Origin of the sequence: Hydrogeniiclostridium mannosilyticum, assembly GCF_003268275.1 — a bacterium.
Taxonomy (GTDB): Bacteria; Bacillota; Clostridia; order Oscillospirales; family Acutalibacteraceae; genus Hydrogeniiclostridium; species Hydrogeniiclostridium mannosilyticum.
In genome coordinates this window covers 189908-206757 of the sequence record NZ_QLYR01000001.1, presented here as the reverse complement: position 1 = coordinate 206757, position 16850 = coordinate 189908, and the positions used below count along the sequence as shown (strand labels likewise).

Sequence of the window (16850 nt, the reverse complement as noted above, 5' to 3'; positions counted from 1 at the left end):
AGGAGCGAACTTCCCATGCCACAAAAGGTAGTCATGGAAATCCCGGCAAACCCCATGCTGGGAGATTTGCGAAAGCGAAAACGAAAGCTGAGAGTTGCGGCCTACTGCCGGGTAAGCACCGAGGAAGAAGAACAGCAAAACAGCTTTGAGGTACAGGTGGACTATTACACCGAAAAGATCACCCATCACGATGGCTGGCAACTTGCCGGAATTTTTGCAGACGATGGGATCTCCGGGGTGCGAACCAAAAAGAGGGATCAATTCAATGAAATGATAGAGCTCTGCAGGAAAAAGAAAATAGACCTCATCCTGACAAAATCCATTTCCCGATTTGCAAGGAATACCCTCGACTGCATCAAGCACGTCCGAATCCTCAAAAGCTGGGGTATCCCCGTTATATTTGAGAAAGAAAACATCGATACCTCGAATATGAACAGCGAAATGATCCTGACTTGCCTGAGTTCCTTTGCACAGGCCGAAAGCGAATCCATCAGCGGCAACGTCACCAAAGGAATTCGCATGGGGTACAAGCAAGGACGGTTTGCCTTCCGCTACACCGGCTTCGCCTTTCAAAAGGGACCGGACGGAGAACCTGAAATCATCCCCAAGGACGCCCAAACCATTCGCATGATTGCGCAGGAATTCCTGAACGGCGACAGCCTGAAAGGGATCAAGGAAAAACTGGAGAAAGCAAGCATCCCAAGCCCTGCAGGAGAGCCGAAATGGACAACACAGACGATCCAGCGAATCCTCCAGAATGAGAAATACGCAGGCGACGTTCTGCTGCAGAAAACCTACACCGCCGATTTTTTAGAAGGAAGGGTAAAGAAAAATAACGGCGAGCTCCCGCAATACTACATCAAAGACAACCATCAGGCTATCATCCCAAGAGAAATGTTTTTTCAAATTCAGGAAGAACTCGCCCGGAGAAGAAGCAAAAAGCCTGCCAACACCAAGAAAGCAAAAACCAACCGTGGCAGGTTTACCAGCAAATATGCCCTATCCGAAAGGCTGGTCTGTGGGGACTGCGGCTGTTACTTCCGCAGGGTAACATGGAACATCCACGGAAGAAAGCAAATCGTCTGGCGGTGCATCAACCGGCTGGAATTCGGACCGAAATCCTGTGGGAATTCGCCCAGCCTTGAAGAAGCTGCCCTTCACACCGCCATACTGGAAGCCATCTGTTCGCTGGTTCAGGGGCAGCAGGAAGAAATGGCAGCGGCGCTGCAGGATACCCTGATACACTGTCTTGCCGGAGAAAAGGAAGAAGCCAGCCCCATTGTAATAGAGAACAAAATCAAGGAACTGGAAACCGAATTTGACCGGCTGCTGGTTCTGGCGATTGACGAAAACGACATCATCGACCATAAGCTGAAACAAATCAGCGAAACCATCCTCAAATTGAAGCAGCAGAAAAAGCGGATCGAATACACCGCAGAGCGTTCCAAGGTAATGGAATCCAAGGCCAAAGAAGTCATGGGACTGATTTCCGCAGAGGACCTCGACCTGACAGAATACTCCGATGCCTTAGTGTACCGCATCATTGAGAGAATCACCGTACTTTCCAAAGAAGAAATCCGCATCCGTTTCATAGGCGGATTTGAAATCACACAACCACTTCACTAAGAAGCAGGTACAGAGAAACGCTGACAGATCACATGCTGTCGGTGTTTCTCTGTACCTGCTTTTTTCGTTGAGAAATTGATGGATTTGTGATATAATATAAAAAGAGAATAACTTTTTAGAAGGTGTAGATTGCAATGTCCCAGGTAACAAAACGGGCGTTGGAGCAGTCCCTTAAAAACCTGCTGCTGAAAAAGCCGCTTACAAAAATCACGGTAGGCGATATTACAGATGATTGCGGAATCAATCGTATGACTTTTTACTATCACTTTAAAGATATATACGATTTAGTGGAATGGTCGTGCCTTGAAGATGCCAAAAGGGCATTAGATGAGAAGAAAACCTACGATACATGGCAGCAGGGGCTCTTACAAATTTTTAAAGCGGTGCAGGAAAACAAGCCGTTTATTCTGAATGTTTACCGTTGCGTTCACCGAGAGCAGGTTGAAAAATACCTACAGCCGCTGGTGGATCAGCTGCTTTTGAATGTTATTAACGAGGAGGCAGCCGGGATAACGGTTCGAGACGAAGATAAGCAGTTTATTGCACAGGTCTATTCTTATATGTTTATCGGGTTGATGCTCGACTGGATCAAGGACGATATGCACGAAGATCCGCAGCAGATTGTAGAAAAGCTTTCCAAGCTGATAAAAGGCTCTGTATCGGTGGCTCTTTCCAGATTCAAACTCTGATTTTATCATTTTAACGGTTTTGATAAAACTTTTTACATCTTCTGGTCCCGTGATAAGAATTTTGGCACGGGGCTTTTTTTGTTTATTGTGCGCCTGACGGAAGTAGGTATAATGAAAACAGAAAGAAAAAACAGGAGGTTTTCGTTATGTATTATTCCGCAGGAACTTATGAATCATTTGCCCATCCAGAAAAACCGAAGGATGTAGATAAAAAATCCGCTTACATTATTGGCACGGGGCTGGCCGGGCTGACCGCCGCTTTCTATCTTGTCCGTGACGGGCAGATGAAGGGGGAGCATATCCATCTTCTTGAAAAGCTGGAGCTTGCCGGCGGCAGCTGCGACGGACGCAAGGATGTGACAAAAGGCTTCTTCATGCGCGGAGGCCGTGAAATGGATAACCACTTCGAGGTCATGTGGGATACCTTCCGGGATGTGCCTTCCATTGAAACGCCGGGAGTTTCGGTGCTGGACGAGTATTACTGGCTCAATAAGCACGACCCGAACTATTCTCTCTGCCGTGCCACGGTAAACTGTGGCGAGGACGCCCACACGGACAAGAAATTTTTGCTGGATAAAGACTCGGCAATGGCTTTATCCAAGCTGTTCTTAACACAGGAAAAGGATTTGGAAGACAAAAAGATCTCCGATGTGCTTCCCGAATCCTTCTGGAGCACAAATTTCTGGCTCTATTGGCAGACGATGTTCGCTTTCCAACGCTGGTCGAGCGCTTTGGAAATGAAGCGTTATCTTTGCCGCTATGTGCATCATATTGACGGCTTGCCGGATTTCAGCGCCCTGCGTTTCACCAAATACAACCAATACGAGAGCATGATCCTGCCGTTGGTAAAATATCTTGAGAATCATGGCGTGCAAATCGAGTACGGTATGGATGTAAAAAATGTCATTATACAAACCGAAGGTGATAAGAAGATCGCAAAGCAGATCGTCTATGTAAAAGACGGTAAGGAGCAGACCATCGACCTGATCGAGGATGATCTCGTCTTCATTACCAACGGCTGCTGCACCGATACTTCCTGTTACGGCGACCAGACTCACGCCCCGGACCTGTCTGTCATTCACAACGGCTGCGGCGAATCGTGGGACATGTGGAAGGCCATCGCCACTCAGGCCGAGCATGGAGAGTTTGGGAATCCGGATGTCTTCTGCAGCAATATCGATGCCACCAACTGGATGAGCGCAACCGTAGCGACGTCCAACGAGGAGATTATCCGGCATATTATGAATGTCTGCAAACGCGACCCACGCTCCGGCAAGGTAACGACCGGCGGTATTGTAACCGTTAAGGACAGCACCGACAACTGGTATCTTTCCTGGACAATCAACCGTCAGCCGCAGTTCAAGTCCCAGGATAAGAACATGGTTTTGGTATGGCTTTATTCCCTCAATACGAATAAAGAGGGCAACTATGTAAAAAAGGCGATGCGCAACTGCACCGGCGAAGAGGTTTGCCGTGAATGGCTGTACCATATTGGTGTTCCGACCGAAAAAATTGACGCTCTTGCCAAGGATGCCTGCAATACCACAACCTGCTTTATGCCGTATATCAACGCCTTTTTCCAGCCGAGAAAAGAATCCGACCGCCCGAAGGTAGTGCCGCAGGGCGCTGTGAACTTCGCTTTCATCGGTCAATTTGCCGAGACACCGCGGGATACCATTTTCACTACTGAGTATTCCATGCGCACAGGTATGGAGTCTGTCTATACCCTGCTGGATATTGACCGCGGTGTACCGGAGGTTTGGGGCAGCAAATACGACGTGCGTGAGATCCTGCGAGCCTGTTATTATGCCATTGACAAAAAGCCGTTATTGGAGGCGGAATTGCCCTTTGCGGAAAAAGAGCTGCTGAAGCTCGTTATAAAAAAAGTGAAAGGCACCGATTTGGAGCTTTTGCTGAAGGATAGCGGTTTGATCCAATAAATGCATGAGAATAGAGGCCGAAATTTGGAACCCAAAAATGAGACATCCAAATTCCAGCCTCTTTTTCTACGATGAAACCCCGAGATTCAAGCTGGCTTTTCCGTGTTGCCCGCTCTTGCAGAAATAGGACATCCAAAAAGCAAAAATTAGAAAATCACGCTATATATAGAAACGAATCTTTTCCGGATCAGAAGTTCTCATTTTCATTGGGTATCTTTTTTGTAGCGCAAACCCACATCGGAACGAGTTATGCTCGTTCCGATTTTTTATTTCATAGAAAGTCAGTCACCGCTTCATTGCTCCTCCTACTCCACAAAAAGTCACGCTGCGCCTGCGCGGTTCGCTTGTAAGTACGCTCGTTTGCAGTCTCGTTTCACTGCCAACCTTTTGCGGGTTGGTACTATGGCCCCTTACTGGCATCTTTTTTGTAGCGTAAACCCAGGCTGAGTCTGGACGCACTTCGCGTTCCGGGCTCAGCTTTTTATTTTGCCTGTTCACTCGCGTTTATGGCAGGGGATCTATTTTGTAGCGTAAATCCATTTTAAAAAGATCGTTAGCTTTTGCCGGCGGTCTTCTGCTATACCCAAATATATGTAGGTTTACATGGCAACGGATAGTAAGGGAAACCCTATATTACTCTGGAAAACAAAATTGGCTGACAGGCTTTGTTGGACATAAGAGAATGAAAAGATATGTAAGGAGTCATTCTCGTTATTTTTCTGTCTCTGATAGCTAACTTTAGCAATGACAGCCACCAAGGGTTCCTTTAAAGGCTTATATAGAACGGCCACATGAATATGTAGATAAGAAGAGTTCTAAAGATAAATAATAATGGCTTCATGCTTGGAATCAGTTCAGATGTCAAGTGAAAACATTATTTTTACCTTCAAATGATGGTTCTAATGGAATAATATGGTAGAGATATGTGGAAAAATATGATATAATGCCCAATATTAGGTGCTGCTTATAAATCCATATATAATTTTGCAAATATGGAAAACAGCAAGGGATGGTAGAAATGGATAAACGAAATTTTGCTTCCATGATTGTAAAGTATTGGTATCTAATAGAATTTTTGGGGCAATCCGATTTTCCTGTACAAAGTCGGGAAGGCCGAGAGCTTTGTAAAAAAGCGGCTAATGGAGAAGCGCGTTTGAAACAGCTCACGGTGTATCATATTCTTTCTGCTCAAGCGGACACGAACGCCAAAGATAAAGGCTCGATTCCTATAGGACCGTATACAGCGTTGCAAAATGATGCACATGTTTATTCTTCCTATGGAGTGCTGTCAGATGAAATCCATATTTGTTTGGGAAAGATGGAACGTTATCTTTTTGCCGAACGCTTACAGCAAGCCTTTCATCAGGATTTGGAGTTGCCGGAGAAAAATTACAAACCCGTATGCCTCATAGGCCTGAAGTGTGATGAACAAGGCAAGTATATACCGGACAGTATTCAGGTGTCTCCTTTGGCTTGGGGGATTCATCAGCTTCTAAATCATGCCGGTGAATTGACAAAAGAGAATATGGCGGACTTTATATCTATGGATGCCTATGAGTCCGATATGCAATTTTTTGACAATCAAATGGTGGAGGTGACAGAGGAAGGACGCGTTGGACTACTGCTCACCTCAGATCTGCTGAATTCTATTAGGAAGCAAGTAGAAAGGAGATACTTGGTAAATATTATCCCACCGGAACAGGAAATAAACTGGGACGGCGTCATGATTTACCGCCGCTATCGAACGGAAGACAGCAAGGTGCGGGATATCGATGTCTTTCACGATAGCGACTTGGCCAACAGCTTTTTTGCAGATGACCTGCACATGGTGGAAAAAGTAATTAGTAGTGGAGAGTTCGGCAAAAATCCGCTGGAAGAGGCAGTGTTGGATTACATAACTGGGGCATATGCGGAAGAAAATCCGGTGTTGCATTGGTTGAATTTTCAAAATCGCATCGATGTACACAGTACTTGGAAAAACGGACGGAAAGATGAGCGTGCGGACTTTTTCCATCGTCATTTGGACATTGCCAAAGCGCCTCTCGGTAAATGGCCGTCGAAATTTATGCCCTGTTTGATGCAGCAGCTGGCGGTCAACTTGAGCTGGTGCCCATCTCCGGATAACATGCCAATTTTCTCTGTCAATGGTCCTCCCGGTACAGGGAAAACCACCCTGCTGAAGGAAATCATAGCCGGTAATGTCGTGGAGCGTGCGGATTTGCTTGCCCAATATCAAGATCCGGATAACGCCTTTATTCTGCGGCATTTCCAGGATGGAGACAAGATGCACAGAGGGTATTCTCAATACTGTTGGGGTTATTATGATTTTGCCGATGAACGGCTGAAGGATTATGGAATGCTGGTGGCTTCATGCAATAATGCCGCGGTAGAGAATATCACGAAGGAACTGCCGGACGGGGGAGCCTTGCTGAAAGGAATGGAACCCAGTAAGAATGAAAATGAGGCCGTTCGTCAAGGCCTTTTGGAAGTGCAGGAATTATTTCAAATAGATGCTGCGGACAAAGAGACCTATAAGGTATGGAATCAGGAAAGATATGAATCCAAAATCTACCCGGATATCTATTTTACAAAGTTAGCCAACGATTTGGCGAAAAGAAAAGATGAAGAATGGGATCGTTGGGGCTTGATTTCTGCTCCGTTCGGGAAGATGAGCAATCTGAAAGAGTATATGTATGCTGTTTTAAAGACCTATATCAGAAGTTTTGGCTCCAATGACAGCATTCAGCAGCACAAAGAGGATTATGTAAGTGCCGTTCAGCGTTTCAAGAGGCAGTATGAAAAAGTCAGGCAAATGGAGAAAGAACTCCAGCAAATCAGTGGCGCCAGGAAACGTTTTACAGAGCAAAGAGCGTCGTTGAACAATCAAGCCCAAAGGACAAGAAAACATCAATCCCAACGAGAACGGGATGCAGAAGAAATGCAGAAGGAGCTGCAAAAACTGGCCCAGCAGTTGAGGCTGGCAGAACAGACCTTGAAAGATTATGAGATAGCACTGGCCGGCTTACGGCAGCGGAAGTCTTTGCAGGATGGAAATCAGGCCAATGCTGAAAATCAGATTCAAAAACTCCGTCAGCAAATTATGGAGCTGGAAAACAGCCGCCGGTTCCGAGACGTTATTCTTGAAATTTTTCACCGTCCTACCATGCTGGCTCGTACCATCCAGGAACAGTATCAGGCCTTAGCCAAGGCAGAACAGAACCTTCAGGATGAGGCGGCGAAAACGGGACAGCTGCAACAGGAATTGGAACGGCAAAGCCGGAAATGTGATGTACAAGGCGAGGCAATAAGCGGTCTTGAAAACGAACAAAACCAGCTTTTGAAAAAACGACAAACCTGTCTTGAACAGGTAAACCAGTTGCGGCTGCAAATGAAGAAATGTACAAAGAAAATTGCAGCGGCTCGCAAATCCTATTTATTGCTTTTGAAGGCAGCTTCCGAGCGACAGGCCGATCAGGCGATGACGGTGTTGAACGATGAGTTTTTCCGCCAGTATGACAGTGGCGAGGACAAAGAATCGACCGCGGCGCAGGTGGCTAATCCCTGGTATACAGCGGCTTACAACCGGGAACGGGAGAAGCTGTTTTATGAGGCGCTCAAGCTTCATAAGGCATTTTTGCTAGGATCCAAAGCTTGTTTATGGAATTTCAAGAACCTGTTGCTGTTGTGGAAAGAGCCTAGAGATGACGATGATAAAAAAGCAGTGACATTTTCACTGCGCGACCGGGAAGCGGCGTTCGGTTCTTTACTGAACACGGTGTTTTTGCTGACCCCTGTGCTTTCTACTACGTTTGCATCGGCGGGGAACATGCTGTCTTCTATTCGACAGCCAGGGGAAATCGGTTGCCTGATCATCGACGAGGCGGGGCAAACCGCTCCGCAGATGGCGTTGGGCTCTCTTTTTCGCTGCCGCCGTGCTGTCGTGGTTGGCGATCCCAAGCAGGTGGAACCAGTTGTCACGGATGAGCTGGATTTGATTAAACGAGTAATTCAAAACGATTATACCGGCTATTATCAATCCAAAACCCACTCGGTTCAAGGATTCGCCGATCGGCTAAATACAGTGGGGACAACCTATGCTGATGGGGAACAGAAGACTTGGGTGGGCTGCCCCTTAGCCGTGCATCGGCGTTGTATCAGTCCCATGTTTGAGTTGTCCAACGCGTTATCCTATAATCACATGATGAAACAGCAGACTGCTCTGCCAGAGCCTGAAAAAGAAGCCGCATTCTGTCGAAGAAGCTCCGGCTGGATCAATGTCAGCGGAAGTGAGAACAGCAGAGCAGGCAAAGATCATTTCGTGGAAACACAGGGAAGAAAAGCATGGGAACTTATCCGTGAAGCATTTCGATTAACCGAAGAAATACCGAGCCTTTTCGTCATTAGCCCGTTTACTACTGTGCGGGATGGCATGAAAAAGATGATTCGTTCTCAGCCGGAGTACCGTGAGGATAATCGATTGTCTGAGTGGGTAGATCATAACATCGGAACCGTACACACTTTCCAGGGCAAAGAGGCGGATCAGGTTATTTTTCTGCTTGGATGCGATAAAAATGCATTGCCGGCAGTTCGATGGGTAAACACCAATATTGTCAATGTGGCAGCCACCAGAGCGAAGTACCGTCTCTATGTAATCGGCGACTATACTGTTTGGCAGCATTCTGCGCTGTTTCGAAAGGTAAAGGGAGTTCTGGATAGCTATGCTCTTCGTGCCTTGCAAAAAGCGGCGGACAATCCTGATGCGCCACGAAATGAAAAACAGATAGCGCGCTTGTTTCAAGAAGTACCAGGATCTGATTCCTTAACCATGGATGGAGAATTTGATGACAGCCTAGTCGCTCCCCTTTTTCAAGAGTTGGACGGTTTGTGGAAAAACAGTTCTCTTACGCCAGCTCAGTTAGCGGCGTTTGGCCTTTCTGCTTCGGATATAAAAAGTTTACCGCCGATGATTCAGCAAAGGCTCACCAGCAGCATTTTGCTGCATGAGCTGTTTGCCATGATGAGAGAACGATATGGCCTGGAGGAGATAGATGCCTCCTGCACCGGTATTCTGTTCTGCAAGACCATGGAGTCCATGCTGAAAGAAATGCTCTTAGGAAAACTGAAAACGTTGTTTCCGGGTGAGAAAACAAATAAAGGAAAACTTTGTGACATAAAGGAACAACAGGTAACCACCGGTACCTTTACATCGCTTCTTAACAAAGAAGAGCTGCGTTCCCGGTTAGCTTCCCGCAGAGCTATCTTGTTTGAACAGGTTTGTGATAAACAGTGGTGGAAAACATATGCAGGGGAACTGGAGAAATTCCGAGAGCTACGCAATACCTGCTGCCATTCCGAACCGCTGAGCTGGCAGCAGGAGGACGAGTTAATACAAATTCTTTTTGAGCGCCGGGAGTTCATGAAAACGCTGATTGGCAAAGCCTTATAATGACGGTTGGATAGTAGCATATATTTCCGTGGCTGCAATCCATTTATGACGAACCCGGAACATGAGGAATGTCTGAAACCGATTTTGTGAAAACGGAGGGGAAGAATAGCGCATGGAAAGTTATATTTGGAAGTTCCGTATTCCGATAACAGCAAAAGAACATGCGGATTTTTTGTTTGTACTTTCGGTAGGACCCGCCCACCGAAACCATTTATAGCAGACCAAGAAAGAAACCGTCTGGGGGTAGGTACGGTTGTCCCCGTTGTCAAGGGCGATCCAAGCCCCGTTTCCGCCATTACAGCATTCCCGCCGGATAAGGACGTTGGCCTGTTTCCTCTGTGCCGGCTTCTTGCGGTGTTTCCCCCGCCGGTATTCCTTTTCGGACGGTCATTTGGTTTTCAAGGTGCGGATCGTCGATGAACTAATGATAAGCCTACACCTAAAAGAACGTTTGTCCCGTATATCCATAAATCCGGAAACCAGCCCGGAAAGCTACCTATTGCCACGCTCTCGGAGATGTGGTAGAATGAAAAAAATACATTTGAGGAGGAAATTATGAGCGACTTTAGCATTAGAGAAATGCTTGTTATGCAACAGACATTACAAGAAAAATATAAAGATAAGTGGGAAACAATTCGTCCTGAAGCAGGTAAGCATCATTTGTTGTGGATGATTGGCGAAATAGGCGAAGTCGTAGATATTATTAAAAAAAATGGAGATATCAAATCGCTTGAAGATAGTGATTTGCGAAAACATCTCGTTGAAGAAATGGCAGATGTTCTGATGTATTACAACGATGTTTTACTTTGCTATGGAATTAGTGATGAGGAACTTAAAGAAGCATATACAACCAAATTTAAAAAGAATATGAAACGTTGGTAAACTCATATTTATCGAGCAGGCGAGGGGGAGTATGGAACTATCTATACAAGAACGATTAAAAGGCCTGCGTATGGAGCGCGTCTGTATCGAGCATTCCTGCGTTTTCGTCGCTGCCCGGCTGGATGACGCTGTGGGAATATGCAGCGATTACCCTTGTATTAAAATTGATTGCTGTGATCAGCAAGTACATTTATTATTTTGATGGTTTCATCAAAACACAAAAATAGCCTGATTGCCATGCTGCTTTCATTATTTCTTTATGGCAGCTCCCGCTGCACTTTTCTGTATGGACATGGACTATATGCAATATCTGAGCTTTCTTCCCCTTACTATACCCAATATGATGTTGACGGTTAATGGAAGAATTACTTGCGTGGCACATTTAGCTGTCGCAGCTATAAGCGCAGTTTTTCAATGTTTGTATCAAGCAGAAATTCGGCTAGATGAATTGAATAGATGATATTTTTAGAAAGCAGGTGGTAGTATGAAAAAGTCGCTCACATTCTTAGAAATATTATCCGATTGCAAGTTCTTTCATACTGCTGTAACTATAGTATGAAAGAAAAGTAGGCACCCACAGTTTGGTGAGTGTCTACTTCCATTTTATTAGTTTTAGATGGGTGTTTTCCGGTTCCTTATATAATAATGTTGCATATAGAGAACTTTCGTCATAGCCTAAAACTTGGTATTCCGTGTGGAAGGCATGTGTCCTTCTAAGCTAGATTTTAGAGCTTTGCCGGAAATCCAGCATCGCTGTTATTTATACTGTTAAAAGGCGGTCGGGAATGGGTGGGGAGTCTGTTTACATGATTAGGGCCGATTATATTTATGAGGGAGTGGTGAATGATACCCCCGTATAAAACCATTCCACACAGATGGAGGATCGCGCGCCGCCCTGAGAAGCGAAAGTCTTTACCTCACACATAGACCAAAGCTTACTGGTAGGATCTTGTAACCGAATGCGCATCCAGTGCATTTCTTGTGATTGCGTATATACAATATCGTCTAGTACTAAATTTACGGAAATGGTTGTATTGTTATTGGTCTGGACATCTATCGCGCCGTCGTAGATGCTGACACGCCGGATATCGGCTAAAACGGGGGTGTTGGCAGTAGTAGGCTGGATGGAAAGACGAAGGCTTGTAGTAGATGTGGACTGTGCAAGCAGGGTCAGTCCACCCAATGGGACGCGCAAGGTGCTGCCTACAGTGGAGAGGTTTGCATTATACGTTTCCATGTTGGATTTCAGATTTGGACTAATGATACTTTGTTCAGGGGTAGTAAAGCTGAGAATATACCTTGTTTTTGTGTTCTCCACTTCGGCAATTTTAGGCGTCTCCCCAGAAAGTCCTTGTGGACCGGTGTCTCCCGTATCTCCTTTTTCACCGGTGTCGCCCTTTTCACCGGCAATGCCTTGCGCTCCTTGGGGACCCGTAGGGCCGACGGGAACAACGAAGTCAAGGCGGACGCCGGAGTCGGTTGGATTAGCGGTCACAGCCGCGGTATCTCCGGAAGAGACAGAGCCGATCTCCATTGTGGGAGTAGCGCCGGTAGGTCCCTGAGGCCCGGCAGGCCCCTGCTCTCCCGTATCTCCTTTTTCACCGGTGTCGCCCTTTTCACCGGCAATGCCTTGCGCTCCTTGGGGACCCGTAGGGCCGACGGGAACAACGAAATCAAGGCGGACGCCGGAGTCGGTTGGATTAGCGGTCACAGCCGCGGTATCTCCGGAAGAGACAGAGCCGATCTCCATTGTGGGAGTAGCGCCGGTAGGTCCCTGAGGCCCGGCAGGTCCTTGGCTGCCCGTATCTCCTTTTTCACCGGTGTCGCCCTTTTCACCGGCAATGCCTTGCGCTCCTTGGGGACCCGTAGGGCCGACGGGAACAACGAAATCAAGGCGGACGCCGGAGTCGGTTGGATTAGCGGTCACAGCCGCGGCATCCCCGGAAGAGACAGAGCCGATCTCCATTGTGGGAGTAGCGCCGGTAGGTCCCTGAGGTCCGGCAGGCCCTTGGCTGCCCGTATCTCCTTTTTCACCGGTGTCGCCCTTTTCACCGGCAATGCCTTGCGCTCCTTGGGGACCCGTAGGGCCGACGGGAACAACGAAATCAAGGCGGACGCCGGAGTCGGTTGGGTTAGCGGTCACAGCCGCGGTATCCCCGGAAGAGACAGAGCCGATCTCCATTGTGGGAGTAGCGCCGGTAGGCCCCTGAGGCCCGGCAGGCCCTTGCTCTCCCGGATCTCCTTTTATACCGGCGGGGCCCATGGGGCCTTGTTCGCCCTGCGGGCCCTGACAGCCGGAGTCTCCCTGAAGACCTTGGGGACCTGTTACGCCCTGCACCCCCTGTTCTCCCTGAGGCCCTTGTTCTCCTTGCAGACCACGGTCTCCTTTTTCTCCTTTATCACCTTTCGGGCCAGTTGGACCTGCGGGCCCTCGATCACCTTGCGGCCCTACGGGCCCAGTATCGCCCTTGGGCCCCATGGGACCGGGGTTTCCCTGAACCCCCTGGGGTCCGATAAAACCTTGATCACCCTTGGGACCCATATCACCTCGGACCCCTTGAGGACCTTGCGGCCCTTGAATGCCAGCCATTCCGCGAGGCCCGGCTGGACCGGGGCACCCCGGATCTCCTTTTGGCCCTTGCGGGCCCTGTAATCCTCGCTCACCCCTGGGGCCTTGGGAGCCCTGAGGCCCGGGTATTCCTTGAGGTCCTTGAGGCCCGGTAGCGCCTTGGATGAACAAATAGTTCTCTCCGGATGAAGGACAGGGGGTGCATCTATTCATACCAGGGGCGTATCTATTATAGTAATCCATATAAGCGTAGGCTCCTTTCTCAATTTGCCACAAATCAAGTGGAAGATGGCTCCCTTTTTATTTGTTTAAGCCAGTCCTTTCGCTTATTTTTTCGTTTAAACGCTGGCTTTGTGTCCCGAAATAGAAAGCGATCACAACCGAAAAGACTGTAAGGAAGTCTTGCTCCGAGACTTTTCCAGTGATTGCAAGGCATGCGAATACGATAGTTAAAATGATGGTCACAATGCTTTTTACGCACAATAGGTTACTTAGTCTTTGAAGCCATATCGAATGCATAAAGTCCCTCCCTTGTGTTTCTGTCTGTTTATCAGAATATGCGGTTTCTGTTACAGGGGTGAACGAAAATTACAATTTTGAGGCCGAAATATAAAAAACTGCGGTGTAAAAATAAGAATATCCCTGTTTTACGTAGGAATGTCCGTTTTTGCGGGGATCTTTTGTCGGTATATCCCGGTTTGCTCTTCTTTGTTTTATCAAGCGCTGCTGCGTGAAATATCCGCTGAGGCCGGGCCACTTTAGTTTTGAGCATCCGTGTCCGCTTTTTAGCTTGGAATTGCGATACGGCAATGTTCGCCTATCATTAAATTGTATTTCGGCTCTTTCCGTGATATAATAAAAACAAATAGATTTTGATAAAAAAACTGCCGCTCCTGAATAGAGCGATAGGTCTCCATTTAAGCTGCGGCGCGCGGCGTGGTTCATCATAAAAATATAATAGGTGGTTGGTATGAGAAAAATCTTTGATATAATGACGCTGAAATTTATTTTAGTCGGTATTGTAAACACATTGGTTGGCACTGGCGTAATGTTTTTGCTTTACAATGTGTTTCACACAGGTTATTGGATTGCATCGGCCTCGAATTATATCGTTGGGAGTGTAGTAAGTTATTTCTTAAATAAATATTTTACCTTTCAAAATAAAGAGAAATCCGTTCGGATGGTCATCCTTTTTATCCTGAATATCTCTATTTGTTACCTTTTAGCATATGGGCTTGCAAAGCCGTGCGCGATGGCTCTGTTGAGCGGAGTTTCACAGGGAATCCAGGAAAATGTCGCTATGCTTATTGGTATGGGCCTTTTTATCATCCTCAATTATTTTGGACAGCGTTTTCTGGTGTTTAAGAAAAAAGAGGCGGGGAGCTCTGCCGATAAATAAAGTCAGCTATTTATTTAAAATACAGGAGGAGCAGGTTGCCTGCTCCTCCTGTATTTTAAAAATGATAGTGGGCGCTTACTCGTAGGCTTTAAAGCTTAGCATATCATAAACTATTTGCGCGATTTTATCAGCCGCTTCTGCCAATGGAACCTTATCGGAAAAGGATTTATCCCGGGCTATAATTTCACAGCAGTTTTCTTTTAGATTTCGGGGGCTGACAATGACACGCAGTGGAATGCCAAGCAGGTCGGCATCAGAAAACATATTGCCTGCACTGATTACCCGGTCGTCGTATAAAACCTCGAGCTGCTGCCCTTGAAGGGCCGCATAAAGTTCATCGGCGTGTGTTCTAACGCTGCCGTCATCTGCGCGAACAGCGCAAAGATGGACTTGCCAAGGGGCGATTGACATGGGCCAGATTGGGCCGTATTGGTCGTGATGCGCTTCACAGACGGAAGCGGCAAGGCGGCCGATGCCTATGCCGTAGCAGCCCATCACGGGGTATTGTTTATTTCCTTCACTGTCGAGATAGGTCATTCCCATGGACGCTGTGTATTTGGTGCCAAGCTGAAAGATGTTGCCAACCTCAATGCCGCGTGAGATATGTATTGTCGCTTTTCCGCAGTCTGGGCAGATGCCGCCCTCGGTAATTTTAGCAAAATCATGGTATTCCGCCGGTTTTACATCGCGGGTCAGGTCCAGGCCTGTATAATGGTATGCCTCTCGATTAGCGCCACAGGACAGGTTGTTGGTGCCGCGCAGGGATTGATCGTACAGAACGGTATGCTTCCTGGAAACCTGAAGCCCGACCGGGCCGATATAACCGGGATGAAGACCGCTTGATTCCGTAATCACGGCAGGATGAACATCACAGCCCAGGTAGTTGGTTAGCTTGGTTTCGTTGATGTCTAGGTCCCCGCGAATAAATAGTACAACAAATTCATCGTTATGATTCTTTTGGTAGATAACGGCCTTGCAGGACTTATTCTTAGGGGTATGTAAAAAATCACAGATATCTTCAATGGTATGAATATCGGGTGTGTGGACCGGGGTCAGAGGCTGAGAAACAGAATCCCGCATGTTTGCCACAACGCTTGGGGCAGCCTCCATATTAGCCCGGTAGCCGCACGCAGGGCACAGCGCGATGGAATCCTCGCCAACCGGGGTAAGCAGCATAAATTCATGGGACAGGTTCCCGCCCATCATGCCGGAGTCCGAGGCGACCGAGAGAACTTCGGGAATTCCTGTACGTGCAAATATACGCTCATAAGCCTTGAAGCAACGCGCATAATATTGCTCTAGATCCTGCTGTGAGGTGTGAAAGGAATAGGCATCCTTCATGGTAAATTCCCGTACACGGATGAGGCCGCCCCGGGGCCTGGCCTCATCGCGGAATTTGGTTTGAATTTGGTAAATCATAAAGGGGTAACGGGAGTAGCTTTGCCCGTACTCCCGTACCAGCTGGACAGCGGCTTCCTCGTGTGTCATACCCAGCACCATATGCTCTACGATGCTAATTACGACAAAGAATTAGAAACAGAACGGATAAGGTGTAAGACATTATGTCAGGAATATAATAATCTGCCAATTCAAGATTTAGACAGCAGGCGAAAGCTGATAAAGAGGATATTCGGAAAAACAGGTAAAACCATTCATATTGAACCTGCGTTCTGGTGTGATTATGGCTCGAAAATTGAAGTGGGTGAAAATTTCTACGCAAATCACGGCTTGATTATTCTCGATGCAGGTACAGTGGTTTTCGGAGATAATGTATTTATAGCGCCATCGTGCGGTTTCCATACATCGGGACATCCGCTTGATTTTGTGAGAAGAAATCAAGGATTAGAGTACGCATATCCCATCATTGTTGGAAATAATGTTTGGTTCGGTGCAGGCGTTCAGGTTATGCCGGGTGTTACGATAGGTGATAATACAATTATTGGGGCAGGAAGTATTGTAACAAAAGATATTCCATCAGATGTTATCGCCGTGGGAAATCCATGTCGGGTTATGCGAAAAATAACGGCGGAGGACAAAAACAATTTATATCAACGAAGATATTGAAACGACGCTGTTTTATGTTCTAACATAAGGAGAAATTTGAAAATGCAAAATCATATATAATGGATACTATGTCCTGTTTGCGGCAACAAAACCCGTAACAGAATAAGAGAAGATACGGTCTTGAAAAACTATCCTCTTTACTGCCCGAAATGCAAGCAGGAAACGCTGATAGAAGCGGAGAATTTGAAAGTAACTGTTCTTTGCCGGCATCCGGAAGGCTGGCGGCTACGGCCTT

The 16850-nt window shown here is 47.0% G+C and carries 10 protein-coding genes and 2 pseudogenes; 9 read left to right on the top strand and 3 right to left on the bottom strand.

The genetic code is table 11. The annotated features are described in order from the left end of the window. Window positions 1-15 precede the first annotated feature (15 nt). The 4 genes from DPQ25_RS00970 (at window position 16) to DPQ25_RS00955 (ending at window position 9701) form a co-directional block, all read left to right on the top strand. Window positions 16-1626, top strand: a complete 1611-nt coding sequence (locus DPQ25_RS00970) for a recombinase family protein (protein WP_112331309.1) — start codon at window positions 16-18, stop codon at window positions 1624-1626. A 134-nt stretch (window positions 1627-1760) separates the two neighbouring features. Then, window positions 1761-2315 (top strand): TetR-like C-terminal domain-containing protein, encoded by a 555-nt coding sequence (locus DPQ25_RS00965; protein ID WP_112331308.1) that lies wholly within the window; start codon window positions 1761-1763, stop codon window positions 2313-2315. A gap of 146 nt (window positions 2316-2461) precedes the next feature. Then, window positions 2462-4255 (top strand): oleate hydratase, encoded by a 1794-nt coding sequence (locus tag DPQ25_RS00960; RefSeq protein WP_112331307.1) that lies wholly within the window; start codon window positions 2462-2464, stop codon window positions 4253-4255. A 1018-nt stretch (window positions 4256-5273) separates the two neighbouring features. Continuing rightward, entirely contained in the window at window positions 5274-9701 is a 4428-nt protein-coding gene (locus DPQ25_RS00955) for a DEAD/DEAH box helicase (protein ID WP_177576780.1), read from the top strand. A 120-nt stretch (window positions 9702-9821) separates the two neighbouring features. Here the strand turns inward: DPQ25_RS00955 and DPQ25_RS15280 are convergent. Beyond that, window positions 9822-10034: pseudogene (locus DPQ25_RS15280) on the bottom strand (cysteine-rich VLP protein); the annotation flags it as partial. 222 nt (window positions 10035-10256) lie between these two features. Here DPQ25_RS15280 and DPQ25_RS00945 point away from each other — a divergent pair. Further along, the gene (locus tag DPQ25_RS00945) at window positions 10257-10583 is read left to right on the top strand and encodes a dATP/dGTP pyrophosphohydrolase domain-containing protein (protein ID WP_112331304.1); all 327 of its coding nucleotides are present in this window, start codon (window positions 10257-10259) and stop codon (window positions 10581-10583) included. Between the two features lie 31 nt (window positions 10584-10614). Further along, on the top strand, window positions 10615-10785 hold the full coding sequence (locus tag DPQ25_RS14560) for a hypothetical protein (protein WP_177576779.1): 171 nt from the start codon (window positions 10615-10617) through the stop codon (window positions 10783-10785). Between the two features lie 624 nt (window positions 10786-11409). Here the strand turns inward: DPQ25_RS14560 and DPQ25_RS00940 are convergent. Then, window positions 11410-12921: a collagen-like domain-containing protein gene (locus DPQ25_RS00940; RefSeq protein ID WP_242978176.1), complete on the bottom strand. Its 1512-nt coding sequence runs from the start codon at window positions 12919-12921 to the stop codon at window positions 11410-11412. 1201 nt (window positions 12922-14122) lie between these two features. Here DPQ25_RS00940 and DPQ25_RS00925 point away from each other — a divergent pair. After that, window positions 14123-14551 (top strand): GtrA family protein, encoded by a 429-nt coding sequence (locus DPQ25_RS00925; protein ID WP_112331300.1) that lies wholly within the window; start codon window positions 14123-14125, stop codon window positions 14549-14551. Between the two features lie 75 nt (window positions 14552-14626). Here the strand turns inward: DPQ25_RS00925 and proS are convergent, their stop codons facing one another. Beyond that, window positions 14627-16039: a proline--tRNA ligase gene (gene proS / locus DPQ25_RS00920; RefSeq protein WP_407928123.1), complete on the bottom strand. Its 1413-nt coding sequence runs from the start codon at window positions 16037-16039 to the stop codon at window positions 14627-14629. A gap of 12 nt (window positions 16040-16051) precedes the next feature. Between proS and DPQ25_RS00915 the strand changes: the two genes are divergently transcribed. Continuing rightward, window positions 16052-16615 (top strand): sugar O-acetyltransferase, encoded by a 564-nt coding sequence (locus DPQ25_RS00915; RefSeq protein WP_112331298.1) that lies wholly within the window; start codon window positions 16052-16054, stop codon window positions 16613-16615. A 63-nt stretch (window positions 16616-16678) separates the two neighbouring features. Next, window positions 16679-16816: pseudogene (locus DPQ25_RS14965) on the top strand (cysteine-rich KTR domain-containing protein); the annotation flags it as partial. Window positions 16817-16850 lie beyond the last annotated feature (34 nt).

Excerpts from the sequence above, each read along its gene's own strand:
- DPQ25_RS00970 (WP_112331309.1), top strand. The coding sequence starts at position 16 with ATGCCACAAAAGGTAGTCATGGAAATCCCGGCAAACCCCATGCTGGGA.
- DPQ25_RS00965 (WP_112331308.1), top strand. The coding sequence starts at position 1,761 with ATGTCCCAGGTAACAAAACGGGCGTTGGAGCAGTCCCTTAAAAACCTG.
- DPQ25_RS00960 (WP_112331307.1), top strand. The coding sequence starts at position 2,462 with ATGTATTATTCCGCAGGAACTTATGAATCATTTGCCCATCCAGAAAAA.
- DPQ25_RS00955 (WP_177576780.1), top strand. The coding sequence starts at position 5,274 with ATGGATAAACGAAATTTTGCTTCCATGATTGTAAAGTATTGGTATCTA.
- DPQ25_RS00945 (WP_112331304.1), top strand. The coding sequence starts at position 10,257 with ATGAGCGACTTTAGCATTAGAGAAATGCTTGTTATGCAACAGACATTA.
- DPQ25_RS14560 (WP_177576779.1), top strand. The coding sequence starts at position 10,615 with ATGGAACTATCTATACAAGAACGATTAAAAGGCCTGCGTATGGAGCGC.
- DPQ25_RS00925 (WP_112331300.1), top strand. The coding sequence starts at position 14,123 with ATGAGAAAAATCTTTGATATAATGACGCTGAAATTTATTTTAGTCGGT.
- proS (WP_407928123.1), bottom strand. The coding sequence starts at position 16,039 with ATGACACACGAGGAAGCCGCTGTCCAGCTGGTACGGGAGTACGGGCAA.
- DPQ25_RS00915 (WP_112331298.1), top strand. The coding sequence starts at position 16,052 with ATGCTCTACGATGCTAATTACGACAAAGAATTAGAAACAGAACGGATA.